The sequence below is a fragment of the Microbacterium sp. genome (genome assembly GCF_048259935.1).
Taxonomy (GTDB): domain Bacteria; phylum Actinomycetota; class Actinomycetes; order Actinomycetales; family Microbacteriaceae; genus Microbacterium.
This window is the reverse complement of sequence record NZ_JBLXHF010000001.1, coordinates 582985-598036: the sequence shown is the minus strand read 5'-3', so window position 1 is coordinate 598036 and position 15052 is coordinate 582985. Positions and strand designations below refer to the sequence as shown.

The following is a 15052-nucleotide window of genomic DNA, read 5'->3' as shown; positions in this document are numbered from 1 at the left end:
TGTTCGCTCTCATCGCCGTCGCGGCCACGGCCACCGCGATCGTGTTCGCGTTCCGGGTCCGACGCCCCGGGTGGGCGATCGTGATCGGTGGGCTCGGCGGGGCCGCTGCTTCGCACGCCGGCGACCGGCTCTTCCGTCAACCGGGATTCGCTCAGGGGCACGTCGTGGACTTCCTGGCCTACGGCAACTGGTTCATCGGTAACGTCGCCGACATCGTGATCGTCACCGCTGCGATCACCGGAGCGATCCTGATGTTCCGCGGGAATCCCTCACAGGAAGCTTCTTAGCCGGGCCATATTCGACTGGTATCATCGTGGACAAATGAAACCGACGGCTAGTAAACGCATGAAGACGTTGCTGGCCGAAACTTCGCTGATAACGAAGATCATTACCGGACTCGGGCTGGCGCTGCTTCTGATCCTTGGGGCATGGTCGGGAGAGATTCACGAGTCTGAGACGTCCATCTCAACTGCCTCGCTCGCGGGTGTGCCGCTACCGACACAGGACTTATCCTCTGTCGGTAGCGCAGAAGCCGCTGCCGCTAGCACTGCGATCGGCGAAGGATCCGACGACCCGTTAATGCTCGGCGTCGCTGGATGTTTGCTGGGCATCATCTGCTGCGTACTCGTCCTTGTTCTCGCGCGCATTCTCTCCGTCCGAGCAGCGCCACGCATCCTGTTTCGTCTGCCCCGCATGCTTGCGTTCGCTCGGGCGACGGGCCGACCTGTCACTGCTCCTCTATCTTTGGCGCAGCTCTCCATTTCACGCACCTGACACACACTCCGCACAGCACCATCTGCCTGTGATGGTGTCCACCCGGCTGTAGCTGGAATCCGTGTGTCCTTTGTGTCTGAGTTTGGAGTGTCTGTGAAAAATTCTGTGAAGGCAGCCATCGCCGCCGTAGCGCTTGTGGTCGTGCTGTTTGTCGGTGCACTGATCTATGTCCTCGTCAATCAAAATAATGCTGCCTCCGTCGCTGAGATCGGTGACGGTCCGCAGGTGATGCGAGAAGGGTCACATGTCCTTGATGATGGAGGTGAAGGCGCGGTGACCGTGGTCGAATTCTTGGACTTCGAGTGTGAAGCTTGCGGCGCGTTCTACCCCGTTGTCGAGGACCTCCGTGAGAAGTACGACGGAGAGATCACCTACGTGGTCCGCTACTTCCCTCTACCTGGTCATCTCAACTCCAAGAACGCTGCGATCGCCGCCGAGGCGGCCGCGCAGCAGGACCGGTTCGAGGACATGTACCATCGGCTGTTCGAAACGCAGACGCAGTGGGGCGAGGCGCAGGACTCACGCGCCGATCTCTTCCGAAGTTTCGCTGAGGAGCTCGGGTTGGATATGGCAGCGTTCGATGAATCTGTCGCTGACCCTGCAACGGCGGAGCGGGTCGAGCTAGACCTCGACGACGGCGAGCAACTCGGAGTCAGCAGTACCCCCACGTTCTTCATCGACGGTGAACCGGTCACCCTCCAAAAGTGGGATGACCTTGAGAACAGCATCGAGTCAGCGGTGAACGGTGAGCAATGATGGCACAGGCACTATCTCACCGACGGGTCATCATCGTGGGGTCCGGACAATCTGGCTTGGCTGTTGCTGCCGCGCTGAGAAACCAGGGCATGGAGCCGCAGAAGGACTTCGCGGTTATCGACGCCGCCCCTGAAGGACAACGTAGCTGGGCGAGTCGATGGCATTCCATGGTGCTCCTCAGTGATGCACGTCGCAGTGCGCTTCCTCAATTCCCATTTCCGGGAGACCAGAACCGCTATCCGAGAGCCGACGAGATGCTCGACTACCTGGCATCAGTGGAAGCCGAACTCGGTGTGAGAGCCGTGTGGGGGGTGCGAGCACACAGCGTGACACAAATAGGCGCTGGCTTCACTCTGCAACTGTCGACATCCAGCGGAGATATCCAAACACGCAACGTCGTCTGTGCGACTGGTGCAGCCACCATACCCCAGGTCCCGGAATGGTCTCGGGCATTGACGGTGCCGGGCATCGTGCTGCACTCCAGCGAGTACCAGTACCCTGCGCAGATTCCACCGGGGAGCGTACTGATCGTCGGCGGAGGAAACAGCGGTGTCCGGCTCGCCGAAGAGCTCTCCGGCTCGCATGACGTCACCCTTTCGTCGCGGACACGACGGCGGTATCGAGCACGGAAGCACTACGCATCGGCTGCCAGGCCGACGGTGTCGTGGCTGTCACGCGTGCGACGCCCTGAGCCAGTTTTCAGTGACCAGGCTCACCTTTCCCCGGGGATCACGCGGGCGCCAGCCGTCGTGGGTGCGGGTGGCGCGACGGTGACGTTTGCCGACGGATCGCAGGTGCAGCCAGCTTCAGTGATCCTCGCCACTGGTTACGCCTCCGGAGATTCCTGGCTCCCCAGACGGCCTTCGGACCGGCCACTGCGTACGAAAACCAGCGTGCCTGGCCTGTTCGTCGCCGGAATACCCAGCTACAGCCTGCGGGGCGCCGACACGATCACCGGAGCCTGGCAAGACGCGCTCACCATCGCGCACCAAATCGCCGACCGCCCCTGAAAGGAAGGCCAATCATGAAAGAAGTGGGTCACAGCCACGGGACCGGAAATGCCACCCCTCGCAGACGCCTGATTATCGCGTTCTCGATTACCGCATCATTCTTCGTCGTCGAAGTAGTCGGCGCGGTTATCACCGGCAGCCTGGCGCTGCTCGTGGACGCGGCGCACATGCTCACCGATGTCATCGGGCTCGCGATGGCCGTCACCGCCGCGCACCTGATGAACCGGCCACCTACTCCCCGCTACACCTATGGACTGCGGCGCACGGAAGTGCTCGGCGCTCTCGCGCAAGCCACCCTGCTGCTCGGCGTCGGTCTCTTCGCGCTCGTCGAAGGGGTCAGACGGTTGTTCGAGCCTCCGGAGATCGCATCAGGGAGCCTGCTGTTCTTCGGCATCATCGGGCTGGTCGCCAATATCGCATCCCTACTTGTTCTCGTGGGCGGACGAGGGCAGAACCTCAACATGCGTGCCGCGTTCCTCGAAGTCGTCAACGACGCCCTCGGGTCCGTCGCCGTCATCGCCAGCGCAATCCTCATCGCCCTGTTCGGCTGGTACCAAGCAGACGCTGTAGCCGGCGTTCTGATCGCCTTGCTCATCATCCCGCGCACAATCATCCTGCTGCGGGCTTCCGGCCGGATGCTGCTGGAATCCACACCGCGGGGCCTTGACCTTGACGAGGTCCGCCGACACATCCTCGAGCTCCCGCACGTCGTTGCCGTTCACGACCTTCACGCCACGCAGGTATCGACAGATCTACCCACGCTGAGCGCTCACGTCGTCGTCGACGCCGCAGCGACCATGGAGGACTCCTCTGCGCTGCTGACAAAGCTCCAGGAATGCGTCACCGAGCATTTCGCCGTCAGCATCGAACACTCCACATTCCAGATCGAACCCGAATCGCACCCCGGAGAACACCTCACTCATGAGTAAGAAGCACTCAGCACCATTCGTCGCCCTGGTCACTTTTTTTGTTGCTTTCGCCAGCGTGCTCGGCATATCTTCCCCCGCCGCAGCTCACGACGATTTCGTTTCGTCCTATCCACAAGCGAACTCCACCATTGACGGCTCTCCGGATGAGATCACCTTGACCTTCAGTGGAGCGCTCACAGATATGGAGGGCGCGTCGGTCATCGAAGTGCTCGACGACCAGGGAGCAACTGTCGCAATCGACGCTCCGGGTATCAGCGGCACGTCAATCACTCAACACCTCGCGCCGACGGCGGTCACGGGCTTGTTTACAGTGCGCTGGAAGGTCGTCTCTGCCGATGGGCATCCCATCAGCGGCGAGTACACGTATACGGTGGCGCCCACGACCGCTGGCTCCGACGTCGACAAACCAGAAGGTATCAGCCCGAGTCCTTCGGCACCCGAAGCGGCCGCCAAAGAACCGGCGATTGAAGTCTCTGCTTCCCCCGCTGAAACGACGAAGGAATACGGTGGCGCTCCATCCGGCGGCGGGGCGTTCGAGTTCCTCCCGCTCCTCATGGTGAGCGCCTTCGTCATAATTCTCGGTGGCGGAGTTATCGGAGTGCTCCTGATGGGTCGTCAACGCCGCCAAAGGGACCGTGCCCAAGCCGCAAAGGATGCCCACAATGACGCGTAACCGTCTACGCCGATTCGCCACGGCGCTTATCGTCGCCGCGGGCATCGTCCTGGTAGACCAGGGGACGAAAATCCTGGCTGTCAGCGAGCTGAGTCAAGACCGACGTATACCTCTTCTTGGCGACCTGTTGGGGCTTCAACTGGCATTCAATCCCGGCGCAATCTTCTCATTAGGCTCCAGCGTCACTGGACTCATCACAGTGATCGGAGTTGCCGCAACTGCTGTCTTGTTCGTTGCAGCTGCGCGCACTCGGAATAGAGGATCGGCCATCGGATTCGGGTTCATCTTGGGGGGCGCGATCGGCAATCTCATCGACCGGCTCTTCGCGCCGCCCGCGTTCGGCAGAGGTCACGTCACAGACTTTCTGGTCTATGGGGACCTCTTCATCGGCAATCTCGCCGACGTCGCCCTCGCCATCGGCGCTGTCCTCCTCGTGGTCTGCAGCCTTCGAAGGAGCGACCGACGCACCACGCAACCAGATCCGACTGTAATCGGACGCCCGACAGTAGAGGAGACGGTGAGCTGACCGTGAACCGAAAAACACCAACCCCTTCGCGATATCAGCGAAACGCTCTCGCGCCCAGCCTCATCGCGGCAGCCATCTTGTTCCTCGCCCCGGCGCTGATCCTTGCGAACTGGGCACCCTTGGTCCAGTTTGTGGCATCGATCTTTGCGTTGATCGTGGGCTGGTTCGCCATGCAGGCACGGCACTGGTGGTGGATTCCGGTGTTCTTAGCCATCGCGGTGATATGGAATCCTGTGGCGCCCTTCCCTTTCTCCGGGCCTGTTTGGACAACAGCTCAACCCGCGGCGGCCGTCGTCTTTATTGTTGCCGGTGCGACCATCAGGGTGAAACGGAAATGAGCCGAAAACTGCTCGCCGCTACGGCAGCTGCTACCAGCAATCGTGATGTCGACGCCCACGGCAATGCCCAGCTCGATGACTACAACCAATACCTGAACACGCTGAACTCCCGTGACGTTGAACGCTGACTCTTCGATGGTTCATCCTGCGCAACGAGCGTGGCGACCCTCCCAACCTGGGGCTGCTCCGCGAAGGATCACACCAACGTTGCCACTGCGCTTCGCGGTGATCGCGGCGCTTCTTGCCGGTGCGTCCCTGGACCTCGCCTACCCCGAAATCGGGTGGTGGCCCGTTGCTTTCGTGAGCGTGACGATCGCTCTCTGGACGCTGCAAGGGCGTTCGCTTCCGTCCGCCTTCCTCGTTTCTTTCGTATACGGGGCGTCTTTCTACTTCACACACCTCGTGTGGGTGTCGAAGTTCCTGGGGCCGGTGCCGTGGGTGGCGCTGGCGGGCCTGGAATCGATGCTGTTCGGCGCCGGTGGCGTATTGATTGCTCTCGTTTACCGCCTCGCCCTGTATTCGCGAGGGCTCTTAACGGTCGTGCCTGCAGTGGTGGCCGGCGTATGGGTGCTGCGTGAAACGGTGATGGGCAGCTGGCCATACGGTGGCTTCCCCTGGGCGCGGACAGGCCTCACTCTCGTTGACAGCCCATTCGCAGCCGCCGCCTCATGGGTAGGTACGACAGGACTGTCCTTCTTGATGGTCTTCATCTGCGCCAGTGTCCTACAAGCATTGGGTCAGCGGCGAGGGCGAGGGTTGATTCCCGCCGGGCTGGTTGTTCTCCTCACCGTGCTCATCCCGCTGTTTCCGACCGAGCAAGTCGGGGCTTTGAAGGTCGGGTGGGTGCAAGGCAACGGTCCGAGTGGCTATTTCGACGCGAAATCCGCTGGGGACATCCTGGACGCGCAGGAAGCGGCGAGCACGCCGCTAGCCGGACGCTCGATGGATCTTCTCGTCTGGCCTGAGGGATCCGTCGATGCTGACCCGCTCCGCGACGCGGAAGCCGCCGCTCGACTTGACCGGCTCGTCCGCGACATGGGGGCACCCGCGTTGGTGAACGCGGCAACAGTGCGCGAGGGGGGCATATTTAACACCTCGCTGTTGTGGGGCGAGGACGGGGCGGTGCAGCTCCACGACAAAGCCAACCCAGTGCCGTTCGGTGAATACGTCCCAGATCGATGGTTCTACGAAGCCGTCGCTCCCGACCTCATTGGCCTGATCCAGCGGGAATATGCCCCCGGTTCGAACGCCCCTGTCATGGACGTCGCAGACGCGCGCATCGGATTGGCGATCTGCTTCGACGTGATCTACGACAACGTCATCCGAGAAAGTGCGATGGCTGGTGCGCAACTGTACGTGTTCCAGACGAACAACGCCGACTTCCGAGGAACGGACGAGAACCTGCAGCAACTGGCTACCGCACGCATGCGTGCCATCGAAACCGGTCGGACAGTTGTGAACGTCTCCACCACGGGCACCAGCCAGATCATCGGGAAGGATGGAACGGTGCTCTCAGAATTATCCGTGGACACAACCGGCGCCCAGATCAGCGAAGTGTCCCTCTACACAGGCATCACCCCGGCAGTGGCACTGATGCCCTGGATCGGTCCCGTGCTCGGCGGTGCAAGTGTGTTGGCCCTGCTCATTGCCACTTTCGTCCCGCGTCACACGCGCTATACCGGCGGTGCACGCCGCGAACGGAACAACCTATGAAAACTACGACACGGCTTCTTCTACTCTCCGGCGCCGCAGCGGTGATGGCGGGACTCAGCGGCTGCACATCCACGATCCACATGGAACCGGCAGCGGAAGCGAATGACCCGCTGTGCGCAGAGGTCACGGTGCGCCTTCCGGACTCAGTCGGCGATCAAAGCCGCGTCTGGACCGACGCGCAGGCGACAGCCGCGTGGGGAACGCCGAGCAGCATACTCGTCACCTGCGGCCTGGAGCCACCTGCCCCCACAACGCAGCAGTGTGTCACTCTGAGCGGCGTGGATTGGATTGTCGACGAATCCGAGACACCCAAGCTGCGCTTGACAACGTACGGACGGGAGCCTGCTGTGCAGGTCTACGTGGACACGACGATCCTGTCTGCGGACAGTGTTCTTCAATCGCTGGCCGGAGCGGCCCAACAACTGTCGAAGACTAGCGAGTGCACAGCGCCGGCCACTCAGGAAGACGATGCGCAGGGCGAGGGAAGCACACCGTGAGCCCGACTTTCCTCCGGGTAACCGGGCCGACGATCCTGATCCTCGCCGCAATCATCGCGGGCGCCATCGCACTGATGATCGGCGGCGGCGCGGACCCGCGCTTCACCAATGATCCGGGTGCTCTGGTGCGCTGGGGCCTTCCGTTTGCCGAGTTGTTCGTGAACCTTTCTGGCGCGGTAATGGCCGGAGCGCTCGTACTCGCACTGTTCGGACTCCCAGCCGGTACGAAGCCCTTCAATATCGCGCTCGATGTCGCTTCCACTGGTGCTGCGGTGCTCACCGTGGCAAGCGGAACGGTCGCATTCCTCACGTTCCTGTCATCATTCAACCCGGAAGTCAGCCTCGGATCAGAGTTCGGCGCGCAACTGGGACGGTTCCTTCTTGACACCGAGCTTGGGCGAGCATGGCTCATCACCACCGTCCTTGCATCCTCCGTCACCGTGCTCACATTTGCCGTGCGCGGATACGGCGCCGTGCTCATCACCGGACTGCTGGCACTTATCAGCCTGGTGCCGATGGCAACGCAAGGACACTCAGGCGAGCTCGCCAATCACGACGCAGCCGTCATGTCTCTCGTCCTGCACGTCGTCTCAGCTGCAGTTTGGCTTGGCGGTTTGACGCTTCTTGTCGTCGTTCGCCCCGTCGTCCCGCAATCGGCACTCGAGGACCTCCTCCGCAGATACTCGACGCTCGCGCTGGTCGCTTTCATCATCGTCGCCGTCTCGGGATACGCACGTGCGCTCACTGCACTCGGACGATGGGAAGACCTGGCAACTCCGTATGGTCTGATCCTGCTCACCAAGATCGTCGCTCTGCTGGCCGTAGGGATCCTCGGGGCCCTCTACCGTGGTCGCCTCATCGCGAAAGCTGGCTCCGGACGAGGCATGTTCTGGGTGTTCGTGTGTATCGAACTGGCCTTCTTGGGCATCGCGAGTGGAGCGGCGGCCGCGCTTGCGCGGACGGCGGCGCCGTCCGAAACGGCGCCCCTAGCAAAAACGACGGCCGCGGAGATCCTCACTGAAGCGCCTGTGCCGCCGGAGCTCACCATAGAGCGCTGGTTCACCGCATGGAGCCCCGATCTTCTGTGGGTGTTTGCAGCCGCGTTTGGAGTGTTCTTCTACATCGCGGGCGTCCAACGTCTCCGACGAGAACAGCAACGTTGGCCCGTGCGACGCACGGTGTACTGGATCAGTGCCATGGGATTGCTGTTGTGGACGACCAGCGGCCCGATCGCCGTATACGGAACATATCTGATCAGCATGCGCCTTTTGGCGCTTGTCTTGTTGAGCCTTGTCGTACCTCTTCTCTTCGTATCCGCTGCCCCTCTCACTCTGGCGATCGCGACCATCCGTCCGCGTGAGGATGAAACCCGAGGCATCCGGGAGTGGGTTTTGAAAGCGACCGATAGCACGCTCGTGCGAGTGGCGATACACCCTGTCTGCGCCGCGACGTTGTTCGCTGGCTCGTTGTGGTTGGTCCATCAAACCGATCTGTTGCGGTGGTCGCTGTACGACCAACTCGGCTACCAATGGCTGCTCACTCATCTGCTCTTGACGGGGTGCTTGCTTGTCGCCGCGTTTTTCCGCCCAGATCAGTCAAAACCTCATCTCTCGCGTCCATGGCTGCTCAGCACGCTCATCGCGTTGACCCTGGTGTCGGCGCTGTTCGCCATCAACATCATCGCCCGATCCGACCTCATGGTGTCGGAGTGGTTTGGCGCGATGGGCCGCACCTGGGGACTCACCCCGCTACAGGACCAGGCCGTTGGCGGAACCATTGCCCTGTCCATCGGAGGAACGCTTGCGGCAATGACCGTCATAGTGGTCATCCGCTGGAAGCGGAGTAATCCGCACGACAACACCCTGGTCTCACAAATCTCACAAGTCTCACGAAAGGACATTCACGCGTGACTGCACGAAAAGCCCCCTGGTTCGCTGGTGCCATCATTGCCCTAGCTGCGCTGGCGGCCATCAGCGGCCCCGCCACGGCAGCCGTCGCACATGACACCCTTCAGGACGCCTCACCAGAAGCCGATGACACCGTCACACAGCTCAACGAAGTCGTCCTCACCTTCAGCGGTGAGCTTGTCGATTTCAGCCAGGCAAGCTTCGCGCAAATTCAGGGGCCCGATGGGCTGTTCTACGAGTCCACTTGCTCCACGATCGACCGCAACGTCCTCTCTACCGCGGTGAAGCTCGGCGAACCGGGCGTCTACTCCGTGGTATGGAACGCGGTGTCCAGTGATGGGCATCCCATATCCGAGGGATACGAGTTCACGTACGCACCGTTGGACGAGGTTGAGCCGGCTCTCGGCTGGGATCTACCGGCGTGTGGGAACGCGGACAGCCGCGCACAACCCGGAGCATCGGCTCCCGATCCGACGACAGACACAGATGTCACAGCAAGCCCCGAAGCCTCGCCTTCGGCACTCCCAGATCAGGGAGAAGAATCCGCAGGCATCGTGATCCCCATCATCATCGGAGCGGTCATTGTGGGCGTGGGAATCGTGTCAATTTCGCTCAGCGTGAGCCAGATCCGAAAACGACGTGCCCGAGATTGACGCCAATGCTTTGGCAGTCGCATCATACGGTCTGACCTCGCGTCATCGGGGCCGATTCTTCTGATCGATCTGTTCGAGGTAGGCGTTGTACGCCACCAGCTCGGCGTCGTCATGGGACTCGTTCACGCGGGCGCGGCGCCGATCGCGTGAATGCCAGCGGGAGAGGCAGACGATGAGCACGATGAGCAGTGGTAGTTCGGCGTAGGTCCACAACAGCATCCCGGCAATGGCTTGGTCGTAACCTGGATCCGACCCTTGCTGCGGGGTTGCGTATGCGGCGAACAGCGGGGTGCCCGCTCGGATCAGGACGAGCCCGAGAACGGCGTGAATCTGTATCTCCACGAAGATGTCGACCAGTCGCGCCGGAAACGAGGGTGCCCGCGGAAGCGGGTCCGAGGACCACAGCGGCACTGCTGCGACGATGCCCGCAACCAAAAAGAAGGCGAGGAGGAGGTCTGCTCCGACCCGAGTCGCCATCACCAAGCTGATGAGATCCGTCAGGTAGAGGGCGGGGAACATCGCGAGCGCGATCGCGATGGGCATGAGGGGATGCAGCAGCGCACGCGCCCACCGCGATCGGAGGCCGGCGTGAGCCGCCCGCAGGACGAGCCGTCCTGCTCCATGGTGCGGGGTACTGCGAAGCAGGAGACGACCGGGGGAACCAGCGATGAGCAGTGGTGGGATGACGGTCATCGCCGTGATCTGCTGGAACATCAACGCGGTGAGCGAGACGCTCGCGTAACGGTTCACGCCGAACGTCGCGATCACGAACATCAGCGCACAGCCGAGGATGAACGCGATCGTCCTCGGTAGGGCCCACCTTCTGCCGTGCGTCCACATCCAGATCGCACCGTACACATACCACCCGCATAGGAGCAATGCCGCCACCGCGACGATGGGAGAGGCGCCTGTGGGGTCGAAACGGAACCAGTCTGGGAAGGAGGGAAGTAGCACGTCAGCCAACACACAGTCTCCTTCGCTCGCAGGGTGTGCGCACCGAGCTCGGGGGCCGAGTTCCCGTGAGATGCGTGTCCTCTCTGCCCGAGTCGTTCATGGGTCCATCTTTCTCGAATCGGATGATGTTTGTCACCTGGCCACCCTCACGGTCGTTCTGGGAAAGGGAGCTGTCGCGAGATCTTCAGAGCCCTGAGTACGAGTGCAGACCGGGGATGAAGACGTTCACGATGGCGTAGTTGAAGATGACGGCGAGGAACCCGATGATTGCCAACCACGCGGAACGTGTTCCGCGCCATCCTCGGGTGGCTCGTGCATGGATGTATCCGGCGTAGATGACCCAGATGATGAATGTCCAAACTTCTTTCGTGTCCCATCCCCAATATCGACCCCAGGATCGCTCCGCCCAGATGGATCCGGCAATGAGAGTAAACGTCCAGAAGACGAAACCGATCACGGTTGTGAAGTAGGTGAGATTCTCCAGTTTCATGGCGTCGGGCAGTGTCTTCAACAGCGCAAGCGACTTCTTACCTGCTTCGCGTCTGGTTTGCAGCAGCTGGATAATTGCGAGACCGGCGCCGATGGCGAAAAGCGCGGTTCCCAGGGACGCGACGATGACGTGGATGATGAGCCAATAGGAGTCCAGTGCGGGCGGTAACGGCTTCACTGGAACGTAGAAGTTAACGGTACCGACACCCAATGTGATCAGGGTGAACCCGGTGATGTATACCCCCAGGAACTTCAGGTTCTGCCACCACTGTATGACGATGAAGACGCCGATGATAAGGGCGGACGAGATCAGCGCGAATTCGTACATGTTCGCCCAGGGCACGAAGCCCTGTGCCATCCCGCGCAGTGCAACTCCCGCGGCGTGGAACATCCAACCGAGCACGACAAGCGCGAAGGCGATCCGCTCGAACTTGTAGCGTGACGGTTGTTGTCGTGGAGGCTCGGTTTTTTGGAGGGTGGCGACGGCTCCTTGAGCGTCGCTCTGCCGACGATGCGAGCCTACGCTGACTGGTACCGGTTTGCTGGTGGATCGCTTCGCCATGTCAATCGCGAACATCACGAACGCGAGCGTGTAGATGCCCATCGCGGTGTACACCGTGAGGAGTGAATATTCGTCGAGTATGAGGGTCATGGGGTGTCCTTGATGTTGAGCTGTTGGCGGTGTCGTTTCGCGAGGTCGTTGACGGCAGGTTCGAGGCCCGGGTCATACCCGCGTGCAAGACCGGCGTACTCCAGCCGCACGGTACCCGACGTCTCGATAGCCTTCACCCATACCCGGCGGCGAGGGATGAACAAGGCGGTCAGGAGCCCGCTGACGGATAGCAGAGCGAATGCGAGGACCCACCCTCGCGATGGGTCGTAGGTGATGTCGAAAGTGGCGAACCGTAGGACGCTGTCCATGTAGTTGGTTGATGGTGCTGCGTCGGGGTTGGCGTTTTCGAAGGTGACCGTTCCCAGTCCGTTCGGGAGCGGCGCTGACTCACCGGGACGGAGCTTGATCGCCTCGATACCGGTGTTCCCTCCAGCAACCTGGGTCATGCCGTCGACGTCGAGCTGATAAACGTTGCGGGGGATGCCGTCGTCGATGCCCAGGTCGCCTGTGTAGACGTTGAGGGTTAACAGTGGGTTGAGAAGGTCGGCGTGGATCGAGGTCAGTGCACCGGTGGAGAGTTCGCCGGTGGTGGGATAGAAGAACCCGATCATGCCGATCTGTTCCGGCAGTGCGTCGGGCACTTTGATGAACCCCATTGATGTGAGATTCGCATCCTGGGGCAGGAAGGGAACGATGTCGGTGAAGGCCACATTCCCTTCACCGTCCGTCACCGTGATCCGCGGTGCGTAGCCGTTTCCGAGCAAGAAGACGTCTGAGCCGAGAAGAGGCAGTGGCTGATTGACTTTGACGGTGCCGCGGGAGACCGGTTCTCCTGGGATGGAGACGGAAACATCGGCGGTGTAATCGATGGGGAACCCTAACGCGTTGACGTTTTCCTGCTCATACTCGACGGAGAAATCATCCAGCACCATCCGGAAGGGTGGCAGCATGCTCTCATCGAAGAATCGCCCAGGAGTGAAGCTTGAATAGTCGCTCAGAACATTCACGAAAGGTTGTCCTTCGACGATGACTCGCTGACCTGTATATGTGAAACCTCCACCGATTCCCACTGCGAAGAGCACGCCGATCAATGCGGTGTGGAATACGAGGTTGCCGGTTTCTCGCAGGTAGCCTCGTTCGGCCGATACGGAAAGGTTCGCTCCGTCGAACACGCGGACGCGGTACCCACTCTTGCGCAATAGGGTGCGCGCGGACTCGATAGCGACGGCTGCATCCGTGTCCGTCGTTTCCACTGTGCTGAATCCGGGCAGACGTTCCAGCCGCGCGGGTGTCTTCGGCGGGGGTGTGCGCAGTGCTCTGAGGTGATGTGCGGTGCGCGGGATCACGCACCCGATCAGGGACAGGAACAGCAGCAAGTAGATGCTGGAGAACCACATCGAGGTGAAGACATCGAACAGCTGTAGGGCGTCGAGGATCGGAGCGAGATCAGGATTGTCCTTGAAGTACTGGATGACTCCGTTGGGATTCGAACTTCGCTGTGGCACCAATGAGCCGGGGACAGCAGCGAGAGCCAGCAGCAACAGCAACAGCAGCGCCGTCCGCATACTGGTCAGTTGACGCCAGAAGAACCGTAGGTACCCGCTCACACCGAGTGCCGGTTGGGATATCTCCTCGCCGTTGGGAGCGAGCGGCGGGGCGTCGATGTGGTCAGATGGCCGGGACAAAACCGCTGATCACCCCTCCCAGGCTTGACATCAACGCAGTCCATAGCCCGGAGACCATGACAATGCCGACGAGGATCAGCAGCGCACCACCGATGATGTTGATGGTGCGTATGTGGCGTTTGAGCCAACTCACTGATCCGGTCACCCAGTTCAGCCCCAAGGCGACTAGGAGGAATGGTATGCCGAGGCCGAGGCAGTAGATGGCGCCGAGCAGCGCACCGCGGGCGGGAGAGCCACCGTTCAAGCTGAGTGCGAGAACAGCCGCCAGGGTCGGACCGATACATGGAGCCCAACCCAGGCCGAAGACAATACCCAAGAAGGGGGCACCTGCTAGACCGGTCGCTACCTTCCAGCGGGGCTTGATCATGCGCTGCATCGACGTGAACATTCCGATGAAGACAAGGCCCATCAGGATGATGATGACGCCGGCGATGCGCGTGATCAAATCCATCCACGGCACCAACAACAATCCCGCTGTCCCGAAGAGGATTCCCAGCGTCACGAAGATCGCGCTGAAACCGAGGATGAAAAGGAGCACGCCCAGCAGCATCCTTCGGCGGTCTGCGCGGCTGCCGTTGTCGCTGAGTCCGCCGACGTAGCCGAGATAACCGGGGATCAGAGGCAATACGCACGGGGAGGCAAAAGACACGAGCCCGGCGAGAAGTGCCAAGGGAATGGCGATCAGCAGACTCCCTGACACCACGATCTGGTCGATCGTACCCATTAAGATTCCTCTGCGATGAGGTCGCTGATCATGGTGTCAAGTATCGAAGGTTCGTCGATAAGGCCGATGAATCGCGCCGCCACGCGGCCCTGCTTGTCGAGCACCAATGTCGTCGGCACCGCACTGGGCGGAGCGTGACCTGCGAACGCGAGCCGGACAGCCCCCGAGTTGGCATCGATGATCGAGGGATACTCGATGTCGAAACTTCTCGCGAACGCGAGTGATGTCTCTGCTTGGTCGTAGACGTTGACACCTAAGAATCTGGCACCGACGTCCTGATATTTGGCCGAAAGGGCAGCAAGGTCTGGAGCTTCAACTCGGCAGGGCGCGCACGCTGCGTACCAAAAGTTGACCACCAGGACCTCACCGGCATAATCACTGCTGGACAGCGGGTTACCCTCATCCGTGGTGCCATCGAACACGATGGCCTCGCCGCGTTCGTCCGGGGCGAATTCGGAGATGGTGCCGTCCGCGGACGCATAGCCTGGGTCGCCGATCTCCGCGTACTGTTCGGAAAGTGGGTCGGCGGTACAGCCCGACAGCAACAACGTGGCCGCGACAAGCGTTGCGATAGAAACGGGAACGATTCTCAATGTCTCTCCAGCGTGAACGATGATTCTTGGTTGCTCGAAGGTCCGGTGCACGGCGTTGCCGTCACCAAAGAGCTGCGCTATGCAGCCCAGTACGAGAACGCGCTAGATATGCACATCGCTCGATCGAGCAGACGTGGAGGCGCGTCAGCTCAGGAATCAGACTCGGCTGATGGAGAGAAGAACCAGTGACGGGCGGATCGGCCAAGCCAGCGGCATGG

18 protein-coding genes are annotated in these 15052 nt (G+C 61.2%); 13 read left to right on the top strand and 5 right to left on the bottom strand.

Annotation, left to right across the window (positions count from 1 at the left end; genetic code table 11):
• The 13 genes from ACN0RC_RS02805 to ACN0RC_RS02745 form a co-directional block, all read left to right on the top strand.
• A partial coding sequence (locus ACN0RC_RS02805; protein WP_417508553.1) for a signal peptidase II occupies window positions 1-287 on the top strand: 287 nt, incomplete at its 5' end.
• 58 nt (window positions 288-345) lie between these two features.
• Window positions 346-774: a hypothetical protein gene (locus ACN0RC_RS02800; protein WP_417508551.1), complete on the top strand. Its 429-nt coding sequence runs from the start codon at window positions 346-348 to the stop codon at window positions 772-774.
• A 93-nt stretch (window positions 775-867) separates the two neighbouring features.
• Complete coding sequence (locus ACN0RC_RS02795) at window positions 868-1530, top strand: DsbA family protein (RefSeq protein ID WP_417508622.1); 663 nt, start codon at window positions 868-870, stop codon at window positions 1528-1530.
• Window positions 1527-2540: a flavin-containing monooxygenase gene (locus tag ACN0RC_RS02790; RefSeq protein ID WP_417508549.1), complete on the top strand. Its 1014-nt coding sequence runs from the start codon at window positions 1527-1529 to the stop codon at window positions 2538-2540. The genes ACN0RC_RS02795 and ACN0RC_RS02790 overlap by 4 nt, the downstream gene beginning before the upstream one ends.
• A gap of 14 nt (window positions 2541-2554) precedes the next feature.
• Window positions 2555-3469, top strand: a complete 915-nt coding sequence (locus ACN0RC_RS02785; protein WP_417508547.1) for a cation diffusion facilitator family transporter — start codon at window positions 2555-2557, stop codon at window positions 3467-3469.
• Complete coding sequence (locus ACN0RC_RS02780; RefSeq protein ID WP_417508545.1) at window positions 3462-4142, top strand: copper resistance CopC family protein; 681 nt, start codon at window positions 3462-3464, stop codon at window positions 4140-4142. The genes ACN0RC_RS02785 and ACN0RC_RS02780 overlap by 8 nt, the downstream gene beginning before the upstream one ends.
• Window positions 4132-4668, top strand: a complete 537-nt coding sequence (gene lspA, locus ACN0RC_RS02775) for a signal peptidase II (RefSeq protein WP_417508543.1) — start codon at window positions 4132-4134, stop codon at window positions 4666-4668. Before ACN0RC_RS02780 ends, lspA begins: the two co-directional genes overlap by 11 nt.
• A gap of 2 nt (window positions 4669-4670) precedes the next feature.
• Window positions 4671-5006, top strand: coding sequence for a DUF6804 family protein (locus ACN0RC_RS02770; RefSeq protein WP_417508541.1), 336 nt, complete (start codon window positions 4671-4673; stop codon window positions 5004-5006).
• Window positions 5003-5134: a hypothetical protein gene (locus tag ACN0RC_RS02765; protein ID WP_417508539.1), complete on the top strand. Its 132-nt coding sequence runs from the start codon at window positions 5003-5005 to the stop codon at window positions 5132-5134. Before ACN0RC_RS02770 ends, ACN0RC_RS02765 begins: the two co-directional genes overlap by 4 nt.
• 7 nt (window positions 5135-5141) lie before the next feature.
• On the top strand, window positions 5142-6719 hold the full coding sequence (gene lnt / locus ACN0RC_RS02760) for an apolipoprotein N-acyltransferase (protein ID WP_417508620.1): 1578 nt from the start codon (window positions 5142-5144) through the stop codon (window positions 6717-6719).
• Complete coding sequence (locus ACN0RC_RS02755; protein ID WP_417508537.1) at window positions 6716-7216, top strand: DUF3515 family protein; 501 nt, start codon at window positions 6716-6718, stop codon at window positions 7214-7216. The genes lnt and ACN0RC_RS02755 overlap by 4 nt, the downstream gene beginning before the upstream one ends.
• Window positions 7213-9126 carry a cytochrome c oxidase assembly protein gene (locus tag ACN0RC_RS02750; RefSeq protein ID WP_417508535.1) on the top strand — a complete coding sequence of 638 codons (1914 nt, stop codon included), beginning with the start codon at window positions 7213-7215 and terminating at the stop codon, window positions 9124-9126. Before ACN0RC_RS02755 ends, ACN0RC_RS02750 begins: the two co-directional genes overlap by 4 nt.
• A complete protein-coding gene (locus tag ACN0RC_RS02745; protein WP_417508533.1) occupies window positions 9123-9776 on the top strand; it encodes a copper resistance CopC family protein in 654 nt (217 codons plus the stop codon). Before ACN0RC_RS02750 ends, ACN0RC_RS02745 begins: the two co-directional genes overlap by 4 nt.
• A gap of 42 nt (window positions 9777-9818) precedes the next feature.
• On the opposite strand, the gene ACN0RC_RS02740 is transcribed toward ACN0RC_RS02745, so the two are convergent.
• The 5 genes from ACN0RC_RS02740 to ACN0RC_RS02720 form a co-directional block, all read right to left on the bottom strand.
• Window positions 9819-10730 (bottom strand): cytochrome c oxidase assembly protein, encoded by a 912-nt coding sequence (locus ACN0RC_RS02740; RefSeq protein WP_417508618.1) that lies wholly within the window; start codon window positions 10728-10730, stop codon window positions 9819-9821.
• A 184-nt stretch (window positions 10731-10914) separates the two neighbouring features.
• Entirely contained in the window at window positions 10915-11871 is a 957-nt protein-coding gene (gene ccsB / locus ACN0RC_RS02735; protein WP_417508531.1) for a c-type cytochrome biogenesis protein CcsB, read from the bottom strand.
• Window positions 11868-13397, bottom strand: a complete 1530-nt coding sequence (gene resB, locus ACN0RC_RS02730; protein ID WP_417508529.1) for a cytochrome c biogenesis protein ResB — start codon at window positions 13395-13397, stop codon at window positions 11868-11870. Before resB ends, ccsB begins: the two co-directional genes overlap by 4 nt.
• A gap of 103 nt (window positions 13398-13500) precedes the next feature.
• Window positions 13501-14241: a cytochrome c biogenesis CcdA family protein gene (locus ACN0RC_RS02725; RefSeq protein WP_417508527.1), complete on the bottom strand. Its 741-nt coding sequence runs from the start codon at window positions 14239-14241 to the stop codon at window positions 13501-13503.
• Window positions 14241-14834 (bottom strand): TlpA family protein disulfide reductase, encoded by a 594-nt coding sequence (locus ACN0RC_RS02720; RefSeq protein ID WP_417508525.1) that lies wholly within the window; start codon window positions 14832-14834, stop codon window positions 14241-14243. Before ACN0RC_RS02720 ends, ACN0RC_RS02725 begins: the two co-directional genes overlap by 1 nt.
• Window positions 14835-15052 lie beyond the last annotated feature (218 nt).

Coding starts and splice junctions, on each gene's coding strand:
- ACN0RC_RS02800 (WP_417508551.1), top strand. CDS start 346: ATGAAGACGTTGCTGGCCGAAACTTCGCTGATAACGAAGATCATTACC.
- ACN0RC_RS02790 (WP_417508549.1), top strand. CDS start 1,527: ATGATGGCACAGGCACTATCTCACCGACGGGTCATCATCGTGGGGTCC.
- ACN0RC_RS02785 (WP_417508547.1), top strand. CDS start 2,555: ATGAAAGAAGTGGGTCACAGCCACGGGACCGGAAATGCCACCCCTCGC.
- ACN0RC_RS02780 (WP_417508545.1), top strand. CDS start 3,462: ATGAGTAAGAAGCACTCAGCACCATTCGTCGCCCTGGTCACTTTTTTT.
- lspA (WP_417508543.1), top strand. CDS start 4,132: ATGACGCGTAACCGTCTACGCCGATTCGCCACGGCGCTTATCGTCGCC.
- ACN0RC_RS02765 (WP_417508539.1), top strand. CDS start 5,003: ATGAGCCGAAAACTGCTCGCCGCTACGGCAGCTGCTACCAGCAATCGT.
- lnt (WP_417508620.1), top strand. CDS start 5,142: ATGGTTCATCCTGCGCAACGAGCGTGGCGACCCTCCCAACCTGGGGCT.
- ACN0RC_RS02755 (WP_417508537.1), top strand. CDS start 6,716: ATGAAAACTACGACACGGCTTCTTCTACTCTCCGGCGCCGCAGCGGTG.
- ccsB (WP_417508531.1), bottom strand. CDS start 11,871: ATGACCCTCATACTCGACGAATATTCACTCCTCACGGTGTACACCGCG.
- resB (WP_417508529.1), bottom strand. CDS start 13,397: ATGCGGACGGCGCTGCTGTTGCTGTTGCTGCTGGCTCTCGCTGCTGTC.
- ACN0RC_RS02725 (WP_417508527.1), bottom strand. CDS start 14,241: ATGGGTACGATCGACCAGATCGTGGTGTCAGGGAGTCTGCTGATCGCC.